At 68.3% G+C, this 18,303-nt stretch carries 14 protein-coding genes; all 14 read left to right on the top strand.

The window, feature by feature from the left end; all coding sequences use genetic code 11:
* The first annotated feature begins 591 nt into the window (after positions 1–591).
* The 14 genes from IEY56_RS20075 to eccCa all read left to right on the top strand — a co-directional run bounded on the left by IEY56_RS20075 (position 592) and on the right by eccCa (position 18,297).
* Positions 592–813 carry a hypothetical protein gene (locus tag IEY56_RS20075; RefSeq protein WP_189038625.1) on the top strand — a complete coding sequence of 74 codons (222 nt, stop codon included), beginning with the start codon at positions 592–594 and terminating at the stop codon, positions 811–813.
* Between the two features lie 307 nt (positions 814–1,120).
* Positions 1,121–1,453: a hypothetical protein gene (locus IEY56_RS20070; RefSeq protein WP_189038624.1), complete on the top strand. Its 333-nt coding sequence runs from the start codon at positions 1,121–1,123 to the stop codon at positions 1,451–1,453.
* Between the two features lie 54 nt (positions 1,454–1,507).
* Positions 1,508–1,819 carry a pore-forming ESAT-6 family protein gene (locus IEY56_RS20065; RefSeq protein ID WP_189038623.1) on the top strand — a complete coding sequence of 104 codons (312 nt, stop codon included), beginning with the start codon at positions 1,508–1,510 and terminating at the stop codon, positions 1,817–1,819.
* A 34-nt stretch (positions 1,820–1,853) separates the two neighbouring features.
* A complete protein-coding gene (locus IEY56_RS20060; RefSeq protein WP_189038622.1) occupies positions 1,854–2,258 on the top strand; it encodes a DUF6507 family protein in 405 nt (134 codons plus the stop codon).
* Positions 2,255–4,834 (top strand): hypothetical protein, encoded by a 2,580-nt coding sequence (locus IEY56_RS28600; protein WP_229712052.1) that lies wholly within the window; start codon positions 2,255–2,257, stop codon positions 4,832–4,834. Before IEY56_RS20060 ends, IEY56_RS28600 begins: the two co-directional genes overlap by 4 nt.
* Positions 4,835–4,846: 12 nt before the next feature.
* Positions 4,847–5,710: an immunity 49 family protein gene (locus IEY56_RS20050; protein ID WP_229712051.1), complete on the top strand. Its 864-nt coding sequence runs from the start codon at positions 4,847–4,849 to the stop codon at positions 5,708–5,710.
* Positions 5,711–5,931: 221 nt separating this feature from the next.
* On the top strand, positions 5,932–6,903 hold the full coding sequence (locus IEY56_RS28595) for a hypothetical protein (RefSeq protein ID WP_229712050.1): 972 nt from the start codon (positions 5,932–5,934) through the stop codon (positions 6,901–6,903).
* A 48-nt stretch (positions 6,904–6,951) separates the two neighbouring features.
* The gene (locus IEY56_RS20040; protein WP_189038621.1) at positions 6,952–7,812 is read left to right on the top strand and encodes an immunity 49 family protein; all 861 of its coding nucleotides are present in this window, start codon (positions 6,952–6,954) and stop codon (positions 7,810–7,812) included.
* Positions 7,813–7,924: 112 nt separating this feature from the next.
* Positions 7,925–8,785, top strand: a complete 861-nt coding sequence (locus tag IEY56_RS20035; protein WP_189038620.1) for an immunity 49 family protein — start codon at positions 7,925–7,927, stop codon at positions 8,783–8,785.
* 44 nt (positions 8,786–8,829) lie between these two features.
* Positions 8,830–9,603 carry a hypothetical protein gene (locus IEY56_RS20030; protein WP_189038619.1) on the top strand — a complete coding sequence of 258 codons (774 nt, stop codon included), beginning with the start codon at positions 8,830–8,832 and terminating at the stop codon, positions 9,601–9,603.
* Positions 9,604–11,110: 1,507 nt separating this feature from the next.
* A complete protein-coding gene (locus IEY56_RS29110; RefSeq protein WP_373292141.1) occupies positions 11,111–11,512 on the top strand; it encodes a hypothetical protein in 402 nt (133 codons plus the stop codon).
* Between the two features lie 112 nt (positions 11,513–11,624).
* A complete protein-coding gene (gene eccD, locus IEY56_RS20020) occupies positions 11,625–12,980 on the top strand; it encodes a type VII secretion integral membrane protein EccD (protein WP_189038618.1) in 1,356 nt (451 codons plus the stop codon).
* 52 nt (positions 12,981–13,032) lie between these two features.
* Positions 13,033–14,235 carry a nucleotide-binding protein gene (locus IEY56_RS20015; protein WP_189038617.1) on the top strand — a complete coding sequence of 401 codons (1,203 nt, stop codon included), beginning with the start codon at positions 13,033–13,035 and terminating at the stop codon, positions 14,233–14,235.
* 87 nt (positions 14,236–14,322) lie between these two features.
* On the top strand, positions 14,323–18,297 hold the full coding sequence (gene eccCa, locus IEY56_RS20010; protein ID WP_189038616.1) for a type VII secretion protein EccCa: 3,975 nt from the start codon (positions 14,323–14,325) through the stop codon (positions 18,295–18,297).
* Positions 18,298–18,303: the final 6 nt, after the last annotated feature.

Below are 18,303 nucleotides of genomic sequence, written 5' to 3'. Positions count from 1 at the left end.
TCACCTGTCATCAGCCTTCTGACATCGGGCCTCTGCTATCTGTCAGCTGTCAGCCGGTCTCTGTCAGCCAGTCTCTGACATCTGACATCTGTTATCTCTCATCTGGCCGGGCTCGCGGCTTCCCTCACGGGTTGCCGCGGGCCCGCTGCTCTGTGCGCGAGGCGGGCCGTCGCCGCTGCGCACTTCGAGGTACACGGGAGCCGACGGCCGGAGGTCCCCGGCCCGCACAGTGCTGGGCCGACGCGATTGGGCGAACGCGAGTCGGTGCCGCCGCTCCGTCCCGTTCCAGCAGCGGACTCGCCGCCCACCAGACGCTTGCGCGCCGACGTCAAGTGCGAAATCCGAGCCGTGAATTCACGAGCGGGGCAACAGCGGCAATACAGAGGAACAGAGGCCGGAGAACGAGCGGGAACCCCAGCGCGAGCCGTGCACGAATGTGTGAATTCCCCGCGATGATATGTGAGTTGAGAGGGTGAGGACTCTCGGCGATTTCGCCAGCACGGGGCAGGGTCCAGCCACCGTTGCGAGAGCCGGTGAGAAGGGCACGTTGCGAGTGGAACGATGTTCTGAGGCCACACAGGGAGGGGTTCTATGGGCGGCCTCATCTTCACTCTCGACGTCACGTTTCTCCTGGGCCTCGTGATCTATCTCCGGCTGCAGCGGCGCGTGGAGGCCCGTAGTCGCGCGGACCAGAGAATGACCGTCCTGACCGTCATGGTCTTCGGAATTCTCGTCGCGCCCACCGAATTCGGAAAATGGGTTCTCTCCACGCTCGGGTCCATGGTGAGTTCGCTGAACGGCATACACCTCTAGCCGCTGCGCACTTGCCCGCGGGTCCGTCCCGAGACGGGGGCGGGTCCCCCGCGGGGCCGGCCCCGCGCTGCACGCTCGCTCGCCGGGGCGGCGGTCGACGCCCGTGCCCGGAATGGAAGAGAGCCGTGCCGGCGTTCGACCGGGGGCGCGTGCCAACTCCCCGACTCTCGCTCACCGTTGCCCTGTCACATGCTCGTCACAGCCTGTCAGATCTCGATTGCGCAGGTCGCAACTAGTTGGTAGGAACTGCGAGTTGATAGGAACGGCGTATTGTGGGACCGCTCAATACACGGCAGGGGGAGTCCGGATGAAGTTCGACATGGGTGCGCAGACCCTCGCGACTCTGACGAGCAAGTCGCGCGGGTCGAGTGACGATCTCGGGACGCTGGTACGCCAGTTGGTGCAGGCGGCCGAGCCGCTGGAGGGCCGCTTCAACGGCTCCGGAAAGGTCGCCTTCGACTCCTTCAAGTCGCGGTCCGACGAGATCGCCGCGTCGCTGAACAGTGCGCTGTCGGCGATCCTGGGCGGCCAGTCCGGCATGGAGACCGCGTTCGGGTCGGGAGACCAGGAGCAGGGCGACAACGCCCGTACGCAGATGGCGGCGGCGAACTTCGACGCGGCCCGCTTCGGCGGCCGCTGACCGATTCGAGCGGCCTGGAGGGCAGGCCGTATTTCTCACGGGGAGTGATGAGCGGTGGGTCAGAGCAGCGACCGGCGTTCCTACGACACGGGTGCGTCCGCCGACGCCCAGTCCAACATCCAGGCGGTGATCGCGCGCCTCGAGGCGGTGATCAACGAGCGTGACGCCCAGGTCAAGGAGGCGATGGCCGACTTCACCGCCGACGGCGTCGCGGACGAGTACCACGGCAAGGAGCTGCGCTGGAAGAGCGCGTCCAACGAGGTCCGCGGCATCATCCAGCTGCTCCGCACCACGCTGGAGAAGAACGACGGCACGGCCCAGCAGACCCTCTCCAGGGCCAAGTCCGCGGTGGACAACATCGGTTGATCACGAGGAACTCGGGGGAACGGGGTAGCGGAGCATGACCGGCTGGGACCTGGATCCGCAGGGCATTCGCGGTGTTCTGAACTCGACGGGGCACGCCGCCGAGGGGCTGGAGAAGCAGGCCAAGACCTTCGGGAAGAACCTGCAGTCGGCCGCCAAGAGCGCGGGCACCATCAGCGCCGAGGGCGGTGGCGGCTCGGGCGGTGAGGGCGCGCAGGGCGGGCTGGTGGCGCTGGCCCTCTCGCAGTTCGCCGAGCGGGCCGTCCTCGACCTCAAGGCCGTCGCGCAGCGGGCCGGCAGGTCGATGAACGGTGCCGTCAAGGCCACGACCGAATACCTCGAAGGCGACCTGCAGATGGCGGCGGAGGCCCAGCGCAGGGCGAGCGCGGCCTCCGGGCCCGTCGACGTCGCTCCCAAGCAGACGGGGAGGGAGCCGCGTTGATCAACCCGGACGCCATACCCCAGTACACGGGCAACCTTCCGCAGTTGGAGCAGGACCACGCCGCCCTGAAGAAGGACGCGGGCAAGGTCCGGCAGTCCGGCGCCGACATCCACTCCCGCTTCCAGGGCCTTTCGGCGTACTACAAGGCGCCGGAGGCGGAACAGCTCTTCGCCTCGACGCAGCCCGTCAAGGAACGCGCCGACGACTTCGCGGACGACCTGGAGACGGTCTCCTCCGCGCTGTCCGAGTACGCCTCCGAGATCCGTCCGCTGGTGGACAAGCTGGAGCAACTCAAGGCGGACGCCTCGAAGTTCGTCAGCGAGAACGCCGACGACGACGATTGGCAGTACGACGGGGACAAGGTCGAGGAGCACAACGCCCTCCGCGGTGAGATCACCGCCACCGTCGCGGCCTTCTGGGCCGCGGAACGCACCTGCCACAACAAGATCACCGCCCTCTGGAACGGCACGCAGATGGTCGCCGGGGACGGGTCGGACCGCAAGGACCAGTACGGGTTCAGCGCCGACGACATGAAGAACGCCAAGGTCCCCTGGGGCGACCCGGTCGAGGAGAAGCACCACTGGTACGAGGCCGGCCACTGGGTCAAGTCCTTCGTGTGGGACGGTCTGATCGTCGACGGGGTGTGGGGCACGATCAAGGGCCTGGGCACGCTCGTCGGCTTCGGCGGCTGGGACGCCATGGGCCAGGCGTGGAAGGGCCTCGCCCAGCTGGGCACCGGCCTCGTACTCTCGGCGCTCCCCGGCGTCAGCACGGCGTTCTGGACGCTGCCGGACAGCAAGCTCCCCTCCTGGCTGAGGGATTCCCGCACGGCCATGAAGGAGACGGGCAAGTCGCTCGTCGCCTGGGACGAGTGGGGCAAGAACCCGGGCCGCGCGGCAGGAGCCGCCACCTTCAACGTCGTCACCACCGTCTTCACGGGCGGCGCCGGTGGCGCGGCCTCCGGCGCGGGCAAGGCGGGCGCCGCCGCCAAGGTCATCTCCGCCGCGGGCAAGGCCGGCCGTGCCATCGACCCCATGACGTACATCGCCAAGGGCACCGGGGCGGGCCTGTCGAAGATCGGCGACATCTCGAAAGCCGTGCGGGGCGCGGGCAACATCGAGATACCGCGGCTTCCCGACGAGGCGATCACGATTCCCGAGGGTTCCGTGCGGCTGCCCGACGGCGCCGTACGGCTCCCCGAAGGGGCGGCGATCCCGGACGGCGCGACCCGCCTGCCGGACGGCAGCGTCAGACTGCCCGAGAACGTACCGGCGTTGCCCGAGGGCACCGTCAAACTGCCCACGGAGGCGGGAGCCCCGGCGCAATACCTGGACCCCGAGGGCAACATCCTGGACGCGCAGGGCGACATCGTCCGGCACACGGACCAGGCCCCCGCCGACGTGGTCGGCCGCAACGGCGAGCACGCACCGCGCGCGAGCGCCGAAGTGCCGCGCGTGGAGGCCCCCGCCCGCGAACCGGCCCTGGCCGGCGCGGGCCGCGCGACCGACAGCGCCCCCGGCGGCGGGGGAGCGGGCGACATGCCGGGGGGCGGCGGCCGCGGGGACGATTTCGGCGGCTCGTCGGGCCGTGACCTGCCGGGCGGGGGCCACTACGAAGGCCCGCCCGGCGGCGGAGGCCTGGACGACCTCGGGGGCGCCGGCGACGACGCGGGGGAGGCGTCGGCAGGCGGTCGTGGGGACGAGGGGACCGGGGCCGATGATGCGTCGCGACTCACGACAGAGCAACGTAAGCAGATTCTCGATGAGCAGATCTGGAAGGCCAACAACGATAAGAACTGGTTTGAGAAGTATTACCGCTCGGACGGTCATCGTCTCGATGTGAAGGCGACTGAGAACGGCGTCGAACTGCCGGTCTTGGCAAAGGACGCCAACGGCAACTGGGTGTCCAAGCACGACCTCCCCGCAGGTCCCTCGGAGGTGCGGCTCAATCCTGAGGCGCTCCACCGCAATTCAGTGAGGGCCGAGCACATCGACCACCTCGATCAGGTGGCCAGGGACCGACGGGTTTCGGTGGACCTCAGTAGTGCGGAACGGGCGTTCAAGGAGCACCCTGACGTCGACGCCGCGCAGCGCGCTCTTGACGACGCTCAAGAGGCGTACTCCCGGCAGCTCGGTGATCAGCCCAACAACAGCTCCATTGCGGAGAGATTGGGCGAGGACGCTGCCAGATTCCATGTTGTGCCGAAGCACTTCCCCGAGGCTGAGTGGATTCCGCTGCCGAAGACGAGCAACGGTGCGAACATGTTCGACCAGCTCTACAAGTTGGGCGACGGCTACCTGATCGTCGAGGCGAAGGCGCCGAAGGGCGACCTCCTGTGGCGCCAGGGAGCTGGTCCTGCCCGGGGCATAATGGTCAAGCAGGGCACCAGGGAATACGTACAAACGATCATCGAAGAGATGCAGCAGCGTGCGGGACGCTCTCCGAGAGACGGGCTACTCGCTCTCCGCCTTCTCGATGCCCTGGAAAACAACAAGCTGCAATACGTCATGGTGAAGGCTTCCGAGAACCCAGGGTCCTACGCGGGTGCCACCTTGGAGCACTTCAAGATCAGTTAGAGGAGTGAGTAAGTGGTCAGGAGCGTTCCTCGCCATGACTACCCGACAGACAACGTGACCGAAGGCCTCGAGGTGCTCAGTGAGACCGTGTCGTGGGTCATGGAGCGGCTTGAGGAATCGGACGTCGCACGGGGTCAGGCTCTGGGTGTGACTCTGAACTTCGCCAGCACTCGGTGTGCGGTGGACACCAAGGCGACGAAGATCGAGACTTGGGAAGCCTGGGTCACTGCGATGCAGGTCGGCTCCGCCTTGTTCGCTTCCGCGAGTGCCAACGAGGAAGGTGCAGAGTGTCGCATCGGAGGTGAGGTCAAGCACCTTCCCGCGACGGGACCGCAGCCCTACGCGAACGCCGGTGCCTGGATCACCTCCTTCTGTCTCGCAATGATCTGCCGCGATAACCAGCGACTGAATCGCTTGGCCGAGGTGCCGATTTCCCTGCTGCGTGATTCAGGCGCGGTGTTCGATGAGTACATCTATGCCTGGGTTGAGGCTTTGCAGGGCTTCTGGACCGGCCGGGACGATGTGGGCGAGAAGCTCGTCGCCGCGGTCGACGGGACGAATCCAGAGGTCTCGCACTCCGCTGACCCGGAGCTGATGGCTAAGATCCTATACCCGCCGATTATCCTGTTCTATCGCTACCTGCGTGGCGATCACGCTCAGTTCAACGCCGCTTTGTCAGATGCCCTCCGGTGGCACAAGGAATACTGGACAGCCGACGACGATCGAGCGATGAGCAGTGACGGGCTGGTTGCGCTGGTACCGCTTGCCATGGCGTGTCTGGCCAGGGACGCCCGCTTCCCCATCGAAGTCGAATCCGAGTACATGCCGGAAGCACTTCTGGATTTCTCGTGGGCGGGCGAGATCGAGACCGGGTAATCGTTTCCAGCAACCTGGTGCGTCGCAGCCGGTCAGGGAGCGATGAACCGGACCGCTGGCTTCGACGCCACTTTGCTGGTCTTCCGAGGTGTCAGCGAGCACGCAGAGAACCATTCACGGGCCTTGGCGTACGTCCACGGTGAGAAGAACATTCATTTCGTCGTTCGTGGAACGGTGCTCTGACCATGCCGCCGAACGGAGTTCATGTCGGAGGGAACGTTGTGATCGCCACCACTCCTGTGGCCAGGTGGACTTGGGGGAGGGAACACCAGTCGGGTGACAAGGTGCTTGCGTGTCTCGAGCAGCATCTCGCGGCGTACTCCGTCTTGGCTCGGCATCGGCTCCTCGTCGACCCCCCGAGAGTCTCTGTGTCAGTTCACAGAGCCGGGGACTCCAATGATTTCCTTTTCGAGGGGAGCTTCGACATTACGGAGCTGTCGTCGTGGCCCCAAACCCTGAACGACGAGGTCAAGGCAGCCCTTGATGCCGGGCAGAAGATCGGAGGCGTGAACGCTCGGATTTCGGGTTCCGCAGTCGTTCTCGGCGGAACCTGTGAAGAAAATGCATTCTCAATCGGTGCTTCGGCGTTTCTCGACTATGTGTCGATTGATCTGGTGACGTTCTCGGACGCCTGGATGCCGTTTGATCTCCGGGGGTGCTCGCAGCCGGCAGTACACGAGCGCAACGCTCCTCGGTTGTCTGCTGCCCTGCGTGACCTTTCGGAAGTTCTCGACACAGAAACCGATCCAGACGACCCCACATACTTCGGGAAGCCGACTGAAACCGGAGTCGAGAACTACTTCGAAGAGGACGGCAGCGCGTCTGACGTCTGGGGCAGCTTTGAGATCCCATATCGGAACAGGGTGTTCCGTCACGAGCCGCGATTCACGCCCGGGTACAAGCGCTCGGCGGACGGGGTAGTGCAATACGTTCCCGTGAGAGGGTGGCACGGTGTGCTCGGGTACCTCTGGGCTTCCGACGCGGAGAACGCGGCGAGCTTCGAGCCCAGGGATGACGCGGATGAAGACGGATACAAGGACGGTCTTGCCTGGCTCGATCGGCTCGGTAACGCGTACGACCGGGGGTTGTCCCCTTCTCATGCTCTCGCTGAGCTTGCTGGTCTCTCAGAGGGCGACAGCCCCGACCTTCTCGACCTGGCTTCGCTCCGGGAGAAGGCAAGCGGAACACATTGATCGAATGACGGCATTGGTAAGGGGGACCGTCGCCGACAGGAGTACGCCGTGACCGTTACCGTCCCCCGGCATTTCGAGCCGGGGCCCAGCTCGGTCCGCTTCGGGGAAGAGCTCGGTGAGGACGTCGTCTCGGACGTGCAAAGACTCGAGCAGTCTCCGGAGATGATCGACTTCGCGTTCGACACGGCTTTGCTGCACCTTTGGGCTCGGTGCACCGCCGACCCGGCCGCTGCGAAGTTGGAGACGTGGGAGGCAGCTGTAACGGCGATGCAGATCGGTTCGGCGATCTTCGCCGTCACGGCGGAGGCGGAAGGAACCGTTGAGTGCCGCATCAATGAACAGGTGCGGCGCATTCCAATCATCGGTCCCCGGCCCTATGCAGACGCAGGCAACTGGCTCACGGCATTCTGGCTCGCCGTCATCTGCCGGGAACAGAAGCGTATGACCGAGCTCTGCCAAATTCCTCTCGATCGGCTTCGATCCGCTGAGGGGCAGTACGACGAGTACGTGTATCACTGGGTGGACGCCCTGCAGGCCTATTGGCTGGGACGGCCAGAGTTGGTGGAAAAGCTGGTCGCTGCCATCGAAGGGCCCTATCCGGACGTGGCTACGGTGGCCCCTTCGGACCTGCTGCAGAGCATTCTCTACCCACCGATCAACCTCTTCCACCGGTTCGTGCGTAAGGACGAGGCCGGGTTCAACGAGGCGCTTGCGGAAGCCCTGACGCTGCACAAGACTTATTGGACCGCCGACGAGGATCGTGCCAAGGATCCCGATGGGCGGATCGCGCTAGGCCCCCTCGCCATCACATGTCTCGCCTACGACGGAGGAATTCCTATCGAGGTGGAATCCGAATATCTGCCGAAGCACCTGCTGCAACGAAGCTGGCTTGGTGAGTTCGACACTTGACACGAGCCGAGAAGAGTCAAAGAGCGATCCGTCTTCCCCCGCGCATGGTTTCCAGCCCCGCGATGTGGGGTGCTGTACTTGGACGGTTGCGCGTGGTCGGCTGGGGAGCGCTGTGACCGTACAAGTGCCGAGGCATGGCGACCCCGGCCCGGACGACGAAGGCTACGCCAGGGCGCTGGGTGAGAGCACTGCCAAGTCGGTCGACTGGCTGGAAGAGTCACCGGGCATGTTCAACTCCGTGCTGGGAAAAGCCGTGATGCATGTCCAGGCGCGGGTGGCAGTGGATCCGTTGGCAGGCCGGCTGGAAACCTGGGAAGCAGTGGTTTCCGCTATGCAGGTTGGATCGGCGATGTTTGCCGCTGCGCTGGAGTCTGATGGCACAGTACAGTGCCGCATCAACGGCAAGGTGCTAAGTATCCCCGCCACTGGGGTCCGCGAGTACACCGATGCCGGAAACTGGCTTACCGCCTTCTGGTTCGCGGTCATCTGTCGCGAGCAGGAGCGTATGACCGCCCTCTGTCAGGTCCCCGTCGATCTGTTGCGGTCGTCCGGCGCTCAGTACGACGAGTACGTGTACCACTGGGTGGGCGCCCTGCAGGCCTACTGGTTGGAACGGCCAGACTTGGTGGAAAAGCTGGTCGCTGCCATCGAAGGGCCCTATCCGGACGTGGCTACGGTGGCCCCTTCAGATCTGCTGCAGAGCGTTCTTTACCCACCGATCAACCTTTTCCATCGGTTCGTTCGTAAGGACGAGGCCGGATTCAACGAAGCTTTGGCGGAAGCCCTGAAGCTGCACAAGGCCTACTGGACCGCCGACGAGGACCGGAGTGGTCGGATCGAAGGGCTTGTTTCCCTAGGCCCCCTTGCCAGCACATGTCTCGCCTACGACGGAGGAATTCCTATCGAGGTGGAATCCGAATATCTGCCGAAGCACCTGCTGCAACGAAGCTGGCTTGGTGAGTTCGACACTTGACACGAGCCGAGAAGAGTCGCAGAGCGATCCGTCTTCCCCCGCGCATGGTTTCCAGCCCTGCGAAGTCGGGTGCTGTCCTTGAGCGGTTGCGTGCGGTCGGCTGGAGGGACGACTCCGAGGCGTTCGATCACGCCAATTCACGGGCGCTGCTCATGCGCGAGTACCTGCGGCGGGCGGCGTTGTGGGCACAGGCATATGGGGCCGAGGGGGTGTGGCCGTTCTTCGACATCGCTGAGCACGTCGACAGCAGCGTCGAGACTCCGGCCGAGGTTGCCGCCGAGCTGGAAGAGCTGATGAGCGGTCTTGCCCCTGCTTCACTCAAGGCCTCGTGTCGTGCGGCCGTTCGGTGGGCAGCGCTCCGCGATGCTCACCGCGAACCGCCGAGTGGGTTGCCGGATCCCTACGAGCCGCTCCTGCTGTTCTATGAGCGAGGCGGTGGCTGGTTCCTTGAGGAGTACCTCGACCTCAACGGCGTGATGATCCGGCTCGGTAACGTGCAGAGCAATGCTTCCGCGACGCCTTTCCTCGTGTCGACCCCGACGACGCTTGACGCTCTTGATGCCGAGGGTGAGATCACTTACTACGCAAAGGTCAGTGACGGCTACCCTAGACGAAAACCCCGCGGGATCGTCCGTCGCCGAGTCGAAGAAGACCAGACCCATGATGACGCGTTCACGCGTAATCTTCGCTGGGAGCCGACGGAGTACCTCAGGCTGTACGACCTCGGGCACAACGATGTCGACCACGTTGAGATCACTGAGATCGAGGCCGCGGAGTTCATCGAGTCTGTGACGAAGAGACTCACCGGGGGAGCCTGAGTGGTGCCCGGCGCCTTGTGGGCCGCCTCCGCGCTCGAAGTAGGGGTGCTTCCGTACGGTTCAGGCCCCCTGCCCCCGGGTTGCCGGCCGAGTCTCGTCAGTCCCCTGGTGCCGAGCCTGGCCGGAGCGAATTGCTCGCGTCCTGTCGCGACACCGAGTGAAATAGGCAGGAACTTCCGGAAGTCGGGACGTATCAGCTCATTAGCAGCGGCGCCTGGAAGTGCCGCTCTGCCGTGAATTCCGGGTGTCGCGACCGTAGATACCCGTAAGTGGTGAGTGTGCCGAAGAGGCCAGGGATGCACCCGCGGGGTCGGTTGGTCGAGATTTCCGATTGGCCGCCCCATCCATCCTCGTCCTCCGTGGACGATGCCGCACAACTCAGTGACGTACGTGAGGACTTCTCGGCTCCGGGACCGATTCGTCCACTGGCGCATCACCCCTGATGGTTCAATCCTGTGGAGGAGGCCATGGGCGGTACGACGCGGCATCTACGAGGCGGGAATGATGGAACTTCTACTGGCGATAGCCGTAGCGGGAGTTATCGCTGGTGTATGCCTTTTGTACCGTCAGATGCGCGCCGACGAGCGCGAGTCGGCGGTGCGTCGCCGCCTCAGCTCCAAGCGGGGCCGTGACCGTCAGCTCATAGCCGCGCCGCCTTCCGGCGGCGATCACGGCTGTGCGTTACCTCCGCCCCGCCGCAGACACTCCCGCACGCTGTACAAGGTTCTCGCTGTGCCGGCCGTCGCCGTCGTCTCCGTCGGAAGCTGGCTGAAGAGGACGTGGCGCGAGCATCATCCCGCTCTGGTGGCGGGCGGGGCCGTCACGGTCGCCGCAGCAGTCGTCGCGGTCGCGCTGTTCGGCTTCGGCGGCAGTGATGACGACGCGGCGCGACGGCCCTCGGGCAACGGTGGGACAGAGCTCCCGACGCCGCCCCTGACGCCCGGTTCCGGCCCCGAGAAGACGTCGCCGCCCGGTGAAGCCTCCGGTATGCCCGAAGGTGGCCCCGGTACCTCGCCGTCACGCACGTCGGAGTCCCCGGGCGGAATGGACCCCGACGGCGGTTCCGGCCCCTCCGCGTCGAGTCCCGGCAGCTCCCCTCCGACCACCCCGACCGGTTCTCCGACGCCGAGTGGGTCGCCAACCGGGGAACCGACCGCCACGCCTCCGCCCGGCCATCACGGCTTGTGCCTGAACCTCCATCTGCCGCCGATCCTCAAAATCGACCTCTGCATCCTCGACGGTGTGTGACCGGATCACTGGGCCGCAGCATGCATCGGCCGCAGTACCCATCGCCCGCAGTCTGTGTCGGCGAAGGCCGGGGTCCGTCAGCCCGGCTTCCGGTATCAGGCCTTCGCTCCGCGGCCGGCGCAGGCGGCCCGCGCGTGAGAGTCGAGCAGGCGATCGACGGCGGGGAGTCGGCATGGCACGATCTGTGATGACACACGGGTCGTGAACAAGCTGCATCAGCTGATTTGCCAGCTGAACTAGCAACGCTCAACGGGGACTTATGGCGCGGGACTACGACAGTCAGCTGCTGGAATCGGTGGCCGTGCGGCGGCGGCGTATGCGGGACGCGCTGCTGTTCGGGCCTCAGCGGGCGCGGCGTACGGCCGACGAGCGGCTGGGCAAGGTGTTCGTCGGGATCGCGATCGTCGCCGTCCTGTGCGCTGGGTGCGTCGGCTGGTCCTTCATCAAGCACACGATGGAGAAGCAGAAGGCCGAGCAGAAGAAGCAGGAGCAGCAGTGGAACCGGTCGAGGAGTGCTCAGCCGCCTGACGTCCCCGGGCGGGTTCCCGGCGCGGCGAACGTCCCGGACGGCGTGAACGCCCCCGCCCTCGCCACGGCGAAGGTTCCGAACGTCCCTGCTTCGGGCGCGGCTTGGGTTCCTGACGCCCGGTTCTGGATGTGAAAAAGGCGGGAACTCCCGGAAGTTGGGATGTATCACCCCAGTAGCATGTACGCCCGTGAGGCGCTGAAGCTGCCGTCCGTACCCTCCACGCCGCGACGATAGGTACCCGTAAGTGGTGAGCACACCAACGACTGCCCGTGCGCAACTGAGCCGCGTGACGCTGGTCGGCGAGCGACGCCGGGCCGACATCGTGCTGCCCTCCGACACGCCCATCGGTCAACTGCTGCCGGACATCCTGCAGTTGCTGGACGACCGCGCCGCATCGCGCCCGATGACACGGCAGTTGATCACGGCTCAGGGGGACGCGCTGCCCCACGACGCGACTCTCGCCTCGGCGGAGGTCGCCGACGGCGCCGTGCTCAGGCTCGTACGGGCGCACTCGGCTCCGCCGGCGCCCATCGTGCACGACGTCACCGACATGGTGGCCGACGACCTCGACCTGCGGGCCTGGCGCTGGCGTCCGGCCGCGCGCCGTGCGACGGCGGGTGTCGCGACGGTGGCGTTCGCGGTGGTCACCGCCCTTCTGGCGCGCCGTGAGCTGGCGCTCGACACGCTCGCCGGTGTCCTCGCCGCGCTGACGGTCCTCCTGCATGCCGGCGGTGCGCTGGCGGCCAGGATCGGGCAGGGCAACCGTGGTCTCGCGACCGCGCTGCTGCTGGCGGGAGGCGCGCTCGGCGGGCTCGCCGCCTGGACCGCCGCCGACGCCTGGGACTTGGCGTGGACGGCCCGGTTCGCCCTGACGGCGCTCGCTCTCGTGGTGATGCTGGTGCTGCTCGGTCTCTTCTCGCCTCTCGGCAGGGGCGGACTGATCTGTGCGGGGGCGGGCGCGGCCGTCGCCGTGGTGTGGCTGGGCGTGGCCGCCGTCCAGGACGACCCCGCCCGCGTGGGTGCGGTGATGGCCGTCTTCTCGGTGGTCCTGCTGGGTCTGCTGCCCCGGCTGGCGCTGGCCGCGTCGGGGCTGAGCGCCCTGGACGACCGCCGTTCGGCGGGGACGTCGGTCAGCCGCCACCAGGTGGACAACGCGCTCGCCGCCACGCACCGCGGTCTCGCCCTGGCGACGGTGGTGACGGCCGCGTCGGCCGCCGCGGGGGGCTGGCTGCTGACCACGGCGGCGGAGCCCTCCGTGTGGACGGTGGTGCTGCCCTCGATCGTCGCCGTCGTGCTGCTGTCGCGGGCGCGCGCCTTCCCGCTGGTGGCCGAGGTCGTGGCACTTGCCGCGGCGGCTTCCGTCCTCGTCGTGCGCCTCGTGACGCTGTGGACGGAGCACGCCGGCGGGGGAGGTCCGCTCCTTCTGCTGTGCGGGGCGGCGCTGCTGCCTCTGCTCGTGCTGGCCGTGCAGCCGGCGGAGCACGTGAGGGTCCGGATGCGGCGCACCGCCGACCTGGTCGAGTCGATCGGGGTGGTGGGGCTCTTCCCCGTGGCGGTCGGCGTGTTCGGGGTGTACGGGCAGCTGCTCGACAAGTTCTGAGTCAAGGCGCGGGCGCTCCGGGCGGGGCAGCATCGCGGAGGAAAGGGCGGACATGCCGAACGGAGACAACTGGCAGGGAGACGTACTGCGCGACCTGCGCGGCGACGCCCCTCCCCAGGCTCCTCCCCGTGCCCCGGAGCAGCAGGGCGCGCCTGCCGCCGGCCATGCGGTGGCGCCGCACGCGGCGGCCTCCGCGCCGGTCTCCAGCTCCCCGTCGACTGCGCCTGGCCAGGCGGCCGTTCTGCCGCCGCAGGGACCCGGCCGCGCCGCCACGGGTCCGCAGGCGGGCCCGGCCGCCAAGGCGGCGTACGTCCCGGGGAGCCGTCCGGTCCGTACGCCGGACTCCCGTCCCGTCGTCGACAAGGAACTGGCCGTGGCGGGACGCGCGCCGCGCCACGGGGAGTCGCTGCTCGCGCGTGCGGCGGGTGCGGTGCGCCGTACGCTCACTTCGTCCGCGGCGCGGGACGTCGCCGAGACCACCGCGACGGCCCGCGTCCTGCAGCAGCCGGTGACCACGGGCCGCCAGATCGCCGTGACGTCCATCCGCGGCGGGTCGGGGAAGTCGACCGTCGCCGCGCTGCTGGGCACGGCTTACGCGCACCACCGGCAGGACCCTGTCCTGTTCGTCGAGGCGGACCCGTCCCTGGGTTCGCTGCCGCTGCGGCTGGGGGCGGAGGCGCTGCGCTGGACGACGAGCGAGCTGCCGGACATCGTCCAGCCGCAGATGTCGCTGCTCGACGTCACCGGCTATCTCGTCCAACTGCCGCGCAACGCCTGGCTGTTGCCCGGCAGTCAGGGGCAGATCGGGGCGATGCTCGACAGCGCGACGTACGAGCGTGTCATGGTCGCCCTGCGCCGCTACTTCGGGGTGACCGTCGTCGACTGCGAGACGCTGCCGGCGGAGGTCGCCCGGGTCGCGCTCTCGGCCTCTCAGGCCCGTGTGCTGACGGCGCCCGCGACGCTGGAGGGCGTGGCCAGCACCCACGCGGTGCTGCGGTGGATCCAGGGGCTGCCGCCGCATGTGATCGCCGGGACGGTCGTGGCGCTGAACGAGCTGGTGCCGCACCCGGGCCTGGACGTGGCGAAGGCCGCCCGCAGTCTGGAGGCGACGGGCGCCGGTGTCCACGTCCTGCCGTACGACAGGCACTTGGCGGCCGGGGGCCCCATCCGCACCGAACTGCTCGCGCACGCGACGCGGGAGGCCGCGACCCGACTGGCCGCGGACGTCTTCCAGCGCTCGCAGAACCACCGCTGACATGCCGCGGCCCGGTCAGGGCCCGCCCGCACACCCCTTCCCGACGCTCGACGCCGACGCCGAGCCCACGACGAGTGACGGACGCCGATGAGCACCCGACTGATACACCGACCCGCCAGGACCGTCCTGCCCTGGGCCCCGTCCCAGGCGCGCACGATCGAGGCTCCGCCCAACCTTCCCGAGGGGAAGGCGGGCAACATGGCGATGTCGCTGCTGCCCGTCGCCGGTGTCATGTCGTCGGTCGTGATGATGACGGTGATCCGCAACAGCCAGTTCGCGGCACTGGGCGCGATCATCCTCCTCGTCACCGTCATCGGCTCACTCGTGCTGGTCTTCTCCCAGCGCGGCAAGGCCCAGCGCACGCGCCGCACCCAGCGTGAGGCCTATCTCGCCTACCTGGAGGACCTGCGGGACGAGCTGTCCGAGGAGGAGCGCGAGCGGCGCGAGCGGGCCGGGGTGCTCAACCCGCCGCCGGAGGCGCTCTACGACATGGTCCGCGACCCGGCCCGGCTGTGGGAGCGCCGCCGTCTCGACGCCGACTTCCTGCGGGTACGGGTCGGCACGGGGGAGATGCCCGTGCGCGACCTCCAGGTCGCCCAGCAGGCGTCGTCCGTGCTGACGCCGCCCGACCGCTTCATGCTCAACGAGGCGTCGGCGCTCATGGACCGCTTCCGCACGGGGACCGAACTCCCGCTGACGGTGCCGCTCGACAGGGCCGGCAACGTCAGCGTCGTCGGGAAACGGGAGGACTGCCTGCGCGTCGCCCGGGCGCTGCTCGTGCAGTCCGCCGTCACCCACGCGCCCGACGACGTGGCGATGGCGCTGGCCGTGCCGGGCGAGCGGATCGCCGAGTGGGAGTGGGCCAAGTGGATGCCGCACCTGCTGGAGACCGGCCAGTTCGACGGGCCCGTCGCCGCGCGCCGGATCGCGCCGTCCCCGCCTCAGCTCGCCGGCCTGATCGGACCTGAGCTGCGCCGGCGTGCCTCCTACGCGGCGGAGGTGCGGCGCGGCCTGTCCGGCAAGGACGCCCTCGCCATGACGTCCCGGCTGATCGTCGTCAGCGACGGCCACGGTGCGGACGCCGTCGACCTGCCGAGGCCGGACGAAGCGGTGGGACTCCGCGAGATGGGCGTGACGGTCCTGCACCTTCTCGCGGAGCGGGTCCAGGAGCCGGGGACGGTCTCCGTGCGGATCACCGTCGACGGCGACCGGGTCGTCATCGAGGACCTGCGTGGGAAGGAACCGCTGAGCGCGCACGGCACGGTCGACGACGTCGGCGCGTCCTGCGCGGAGGGCCTCGCGCGGATGCTCGCCCCGATGCGGCTGTCCGCCGAGTCGCTGGTCGACGCCCCGCTGTCGGGGCCCGTCGACTTCGCGGGGCTGCTCGGCATGGACGACGTGGCGCGCATCGACCTCGACCGGCTGTGGGCGCCGCGCGGCGAACGCGCCTTCCTGCGCGTGCCGATCGGCGTCAGCGACTCCCGTCAGCCGGTACTGCTGGACCTGAAGGAGTCCTCGGAACTCGGCATGGGCCCGCACGGGCTGTGCGTGGGCGCCACGGGCTCCGGCAAGTCCGAACTGCTGCGCACGCTCGTCCTCGCGCTCGCCGCCACGCACCCTCCGGAGGACCTCGCGCTCGTCCTCGTCGACTACAAGGGCGGCGCGACGTTCGCCCCGTTCGCGGGGCTGCCGCACGTCGCCGGCGTCATCACGAACCTGGAGAACCAGGCGGGGCTCGTCGAGCGCGTCCACGCGTCGCTGGCGGGCGAGGTCAAACGCCGTCAGCAGGTGCTCAAGGACGCGGGCAACGTCGCCGACATCGGCGACTACGCGGCGCTGCGCGCCGGGAAGCGGCCTGAACTGGAGCCGCTGCCGCACCTGTTCGTGGTCATCGACGAGTTCGGCGAACTCATCACGGCGAAGCCGGACTTCATCGACCTGTTCCTGTCCATCGGACGTATCGGCCGCTCGATCGGCGTGCACCTGCTGCTGTCCAGTCAGCGCATCGAGGGCGGCAAGCTCAAGGGACTCGACACCTACCTCTCCTACCGCCTCGGGCTGCGCACGTTCTCCGCCGACGAGTCCCGCACGGTCCTGGACACCACGGACGCCTTCCATCTGCCGCCGCTGCCGGGCTTCGGCTACCTGAAGGTGGACACAAGCCACTACGAGCGCTTCAAGGCCAGCTACGTCTCCGGCGCCTACCACGGGCCGGTGCAGCAGGCCGGTGACGAGGACACCGGACCGCTCGCCCTGGAGTACGAGGCCTTCAACACCCTTGCGGCACCTGACGATTCAGGGGAGCCGGAGCAGCAGGCCAGGCGGCGCGAGACGGGGCCGACCGAACTGGGCGTCGTGGTCTCGCAGTTGGAGAAGGCGGCGGGACCGGTGCGGCGCATCTGGCTGCCGCCGCTGCCGCAGGCCGTCTCCCTCGACAAGGCGGCGGGACGGGTCGAGGCCGGTACGCGCGGCATGCAACTGGCGAAGCGGCACGGCCCGTTGCGCGTCCCGCTGGGCCTGCTCGACGACCCGGCACGGCAGTGGCAGGGGCAGTGGATCCTCGACCTCACCCTCGCCGGAGGCCACGCCGCGGTGATCGGCGGCCCCCAGACGGGCAAGACGACGCTGCTGCGGACGTTCGCGCTCTCCCTCGCGCTGACCCACACCCCCCAGGAGGCCGGGATCTACGGCCTGGACCTCGTCGGCGGCGGCCTCCAGGCACTCGCCGAACTGCCGCACGTCGGCGGTGTCGCGGGGCGTGCGGACCGCGAGAGGGTCGAGCGGACGGTCGAGGAAGTACGCACCATGCTCGCGACGCGGGAGGAGGTCTTCCGCGAGCACGGCATCGACTCCGTCGAGCAGCTGAGGACCCTGCACGCGGCCGGTTCCCTGCCACAGCTGGCCTCCGCCGAGATCGTCCTGCTCATCGACGGGTTCGGCGCGCTGCGGGACGACTTCGAGGATCTCGACGACGCCGTGGCGGACATCCTCAAACGCGGCAGCGGCTACGGCATCCACGTCGTCGCGGGCATGCTCCGCTGGAACGACGTGCGCATCGCCGTCCAGTCGAACTTCGGCACCCGTGTCGAGCTGCGGCTGAACGACCCGAGCGAGTCCAGCATCGACCGCAAGCTCGTGGAGACGCTCTCACCCGACGAACCGGGCCGTGCCCTGACAGACGGCAAGCTCTTCGCCCAGGTCGCCCTGCCCCGTACGGACGGAGCGGCCGACAGCACGGACCTGGCGTCGGAGCTGGAGCGCACGGCGCGCACGATCAGCGCCGCCTGGAGCGGAGAGGTCGCCCAGCCCGTGCGCGTGCTGCCCCGCACTCTCGAACCGCGGCTGCTGCCGGGCCCGGCAGCCGAACCCCGCAGGGTGCCGCTCGGACTGGACCAGTCGGCGCTCGCGCCCGTCATGCTCGACCTGTTCGGCCAGGACCAGCACCTGCTGGTCCTCGGGGACAGCGAATGCGGGAAGACGAACCTGCTGAAGGCCGTCGCGCGGGGCCTCATGGACCGCCACACCGACGACGAGCTGGTGTTCGCCGTGATGGACCCACGACGCGGGCTGCGCGGCGTGGTTCCCGACGAGTACTGCGGCGGGTACGCGTACAACGCCAAGCTGTGCGCGGCCCTCGCCACAGGCGTCGCAGGCCAGTTGGAGAAGCGGGTACCCGACGGCACCTCCGGGGCCGAGGAGTTGGAGCCTGGAAGCTGGGGCGGCGGCCCCCGCATCGTCGTCCTGGTCGACGACTACGACGTGCTGACCACCGCCGGGCAGGCGCCGCTCCAGCCCTTCCTTCCCTACATCCCCTCCGCGCCCGACATCGGCCTGCACTTCGTCGTGAGCCGCCGCGTCGCGGGCGCCTCCCGCGGCATGTACGAGTCGCTGGTGCTGGGGCTCCGGGAGTCGGGCGCCTCGGCGGTCGTCATGGCGGGCGACCGGGCGGAGGGCCAGCTCTTCCCCGGCGTCTACGCCGGTCAGCATCCGCCCGGCCGCGGCGTGTTCGTCCAGAGGGGCAGGCCCGGCCGACTGGTGCAGACGGTCCGCACGACCCGTTAGCCGCCG

The sequence above is a fragment of the Streptomyces daqingensis genome (assembly GCF_014645895.1).
Lineage (GTDB): Bacteria > Actinomycetota > Actinomycetes > Streptomycetales > Streptomycetaceae > Streptomyces > Streptomyces daqingensis.
Note: the sequence above shows the minus strand (reverse complement) of the source record. Positions and strands in the feature narration are given on the sequence as shown.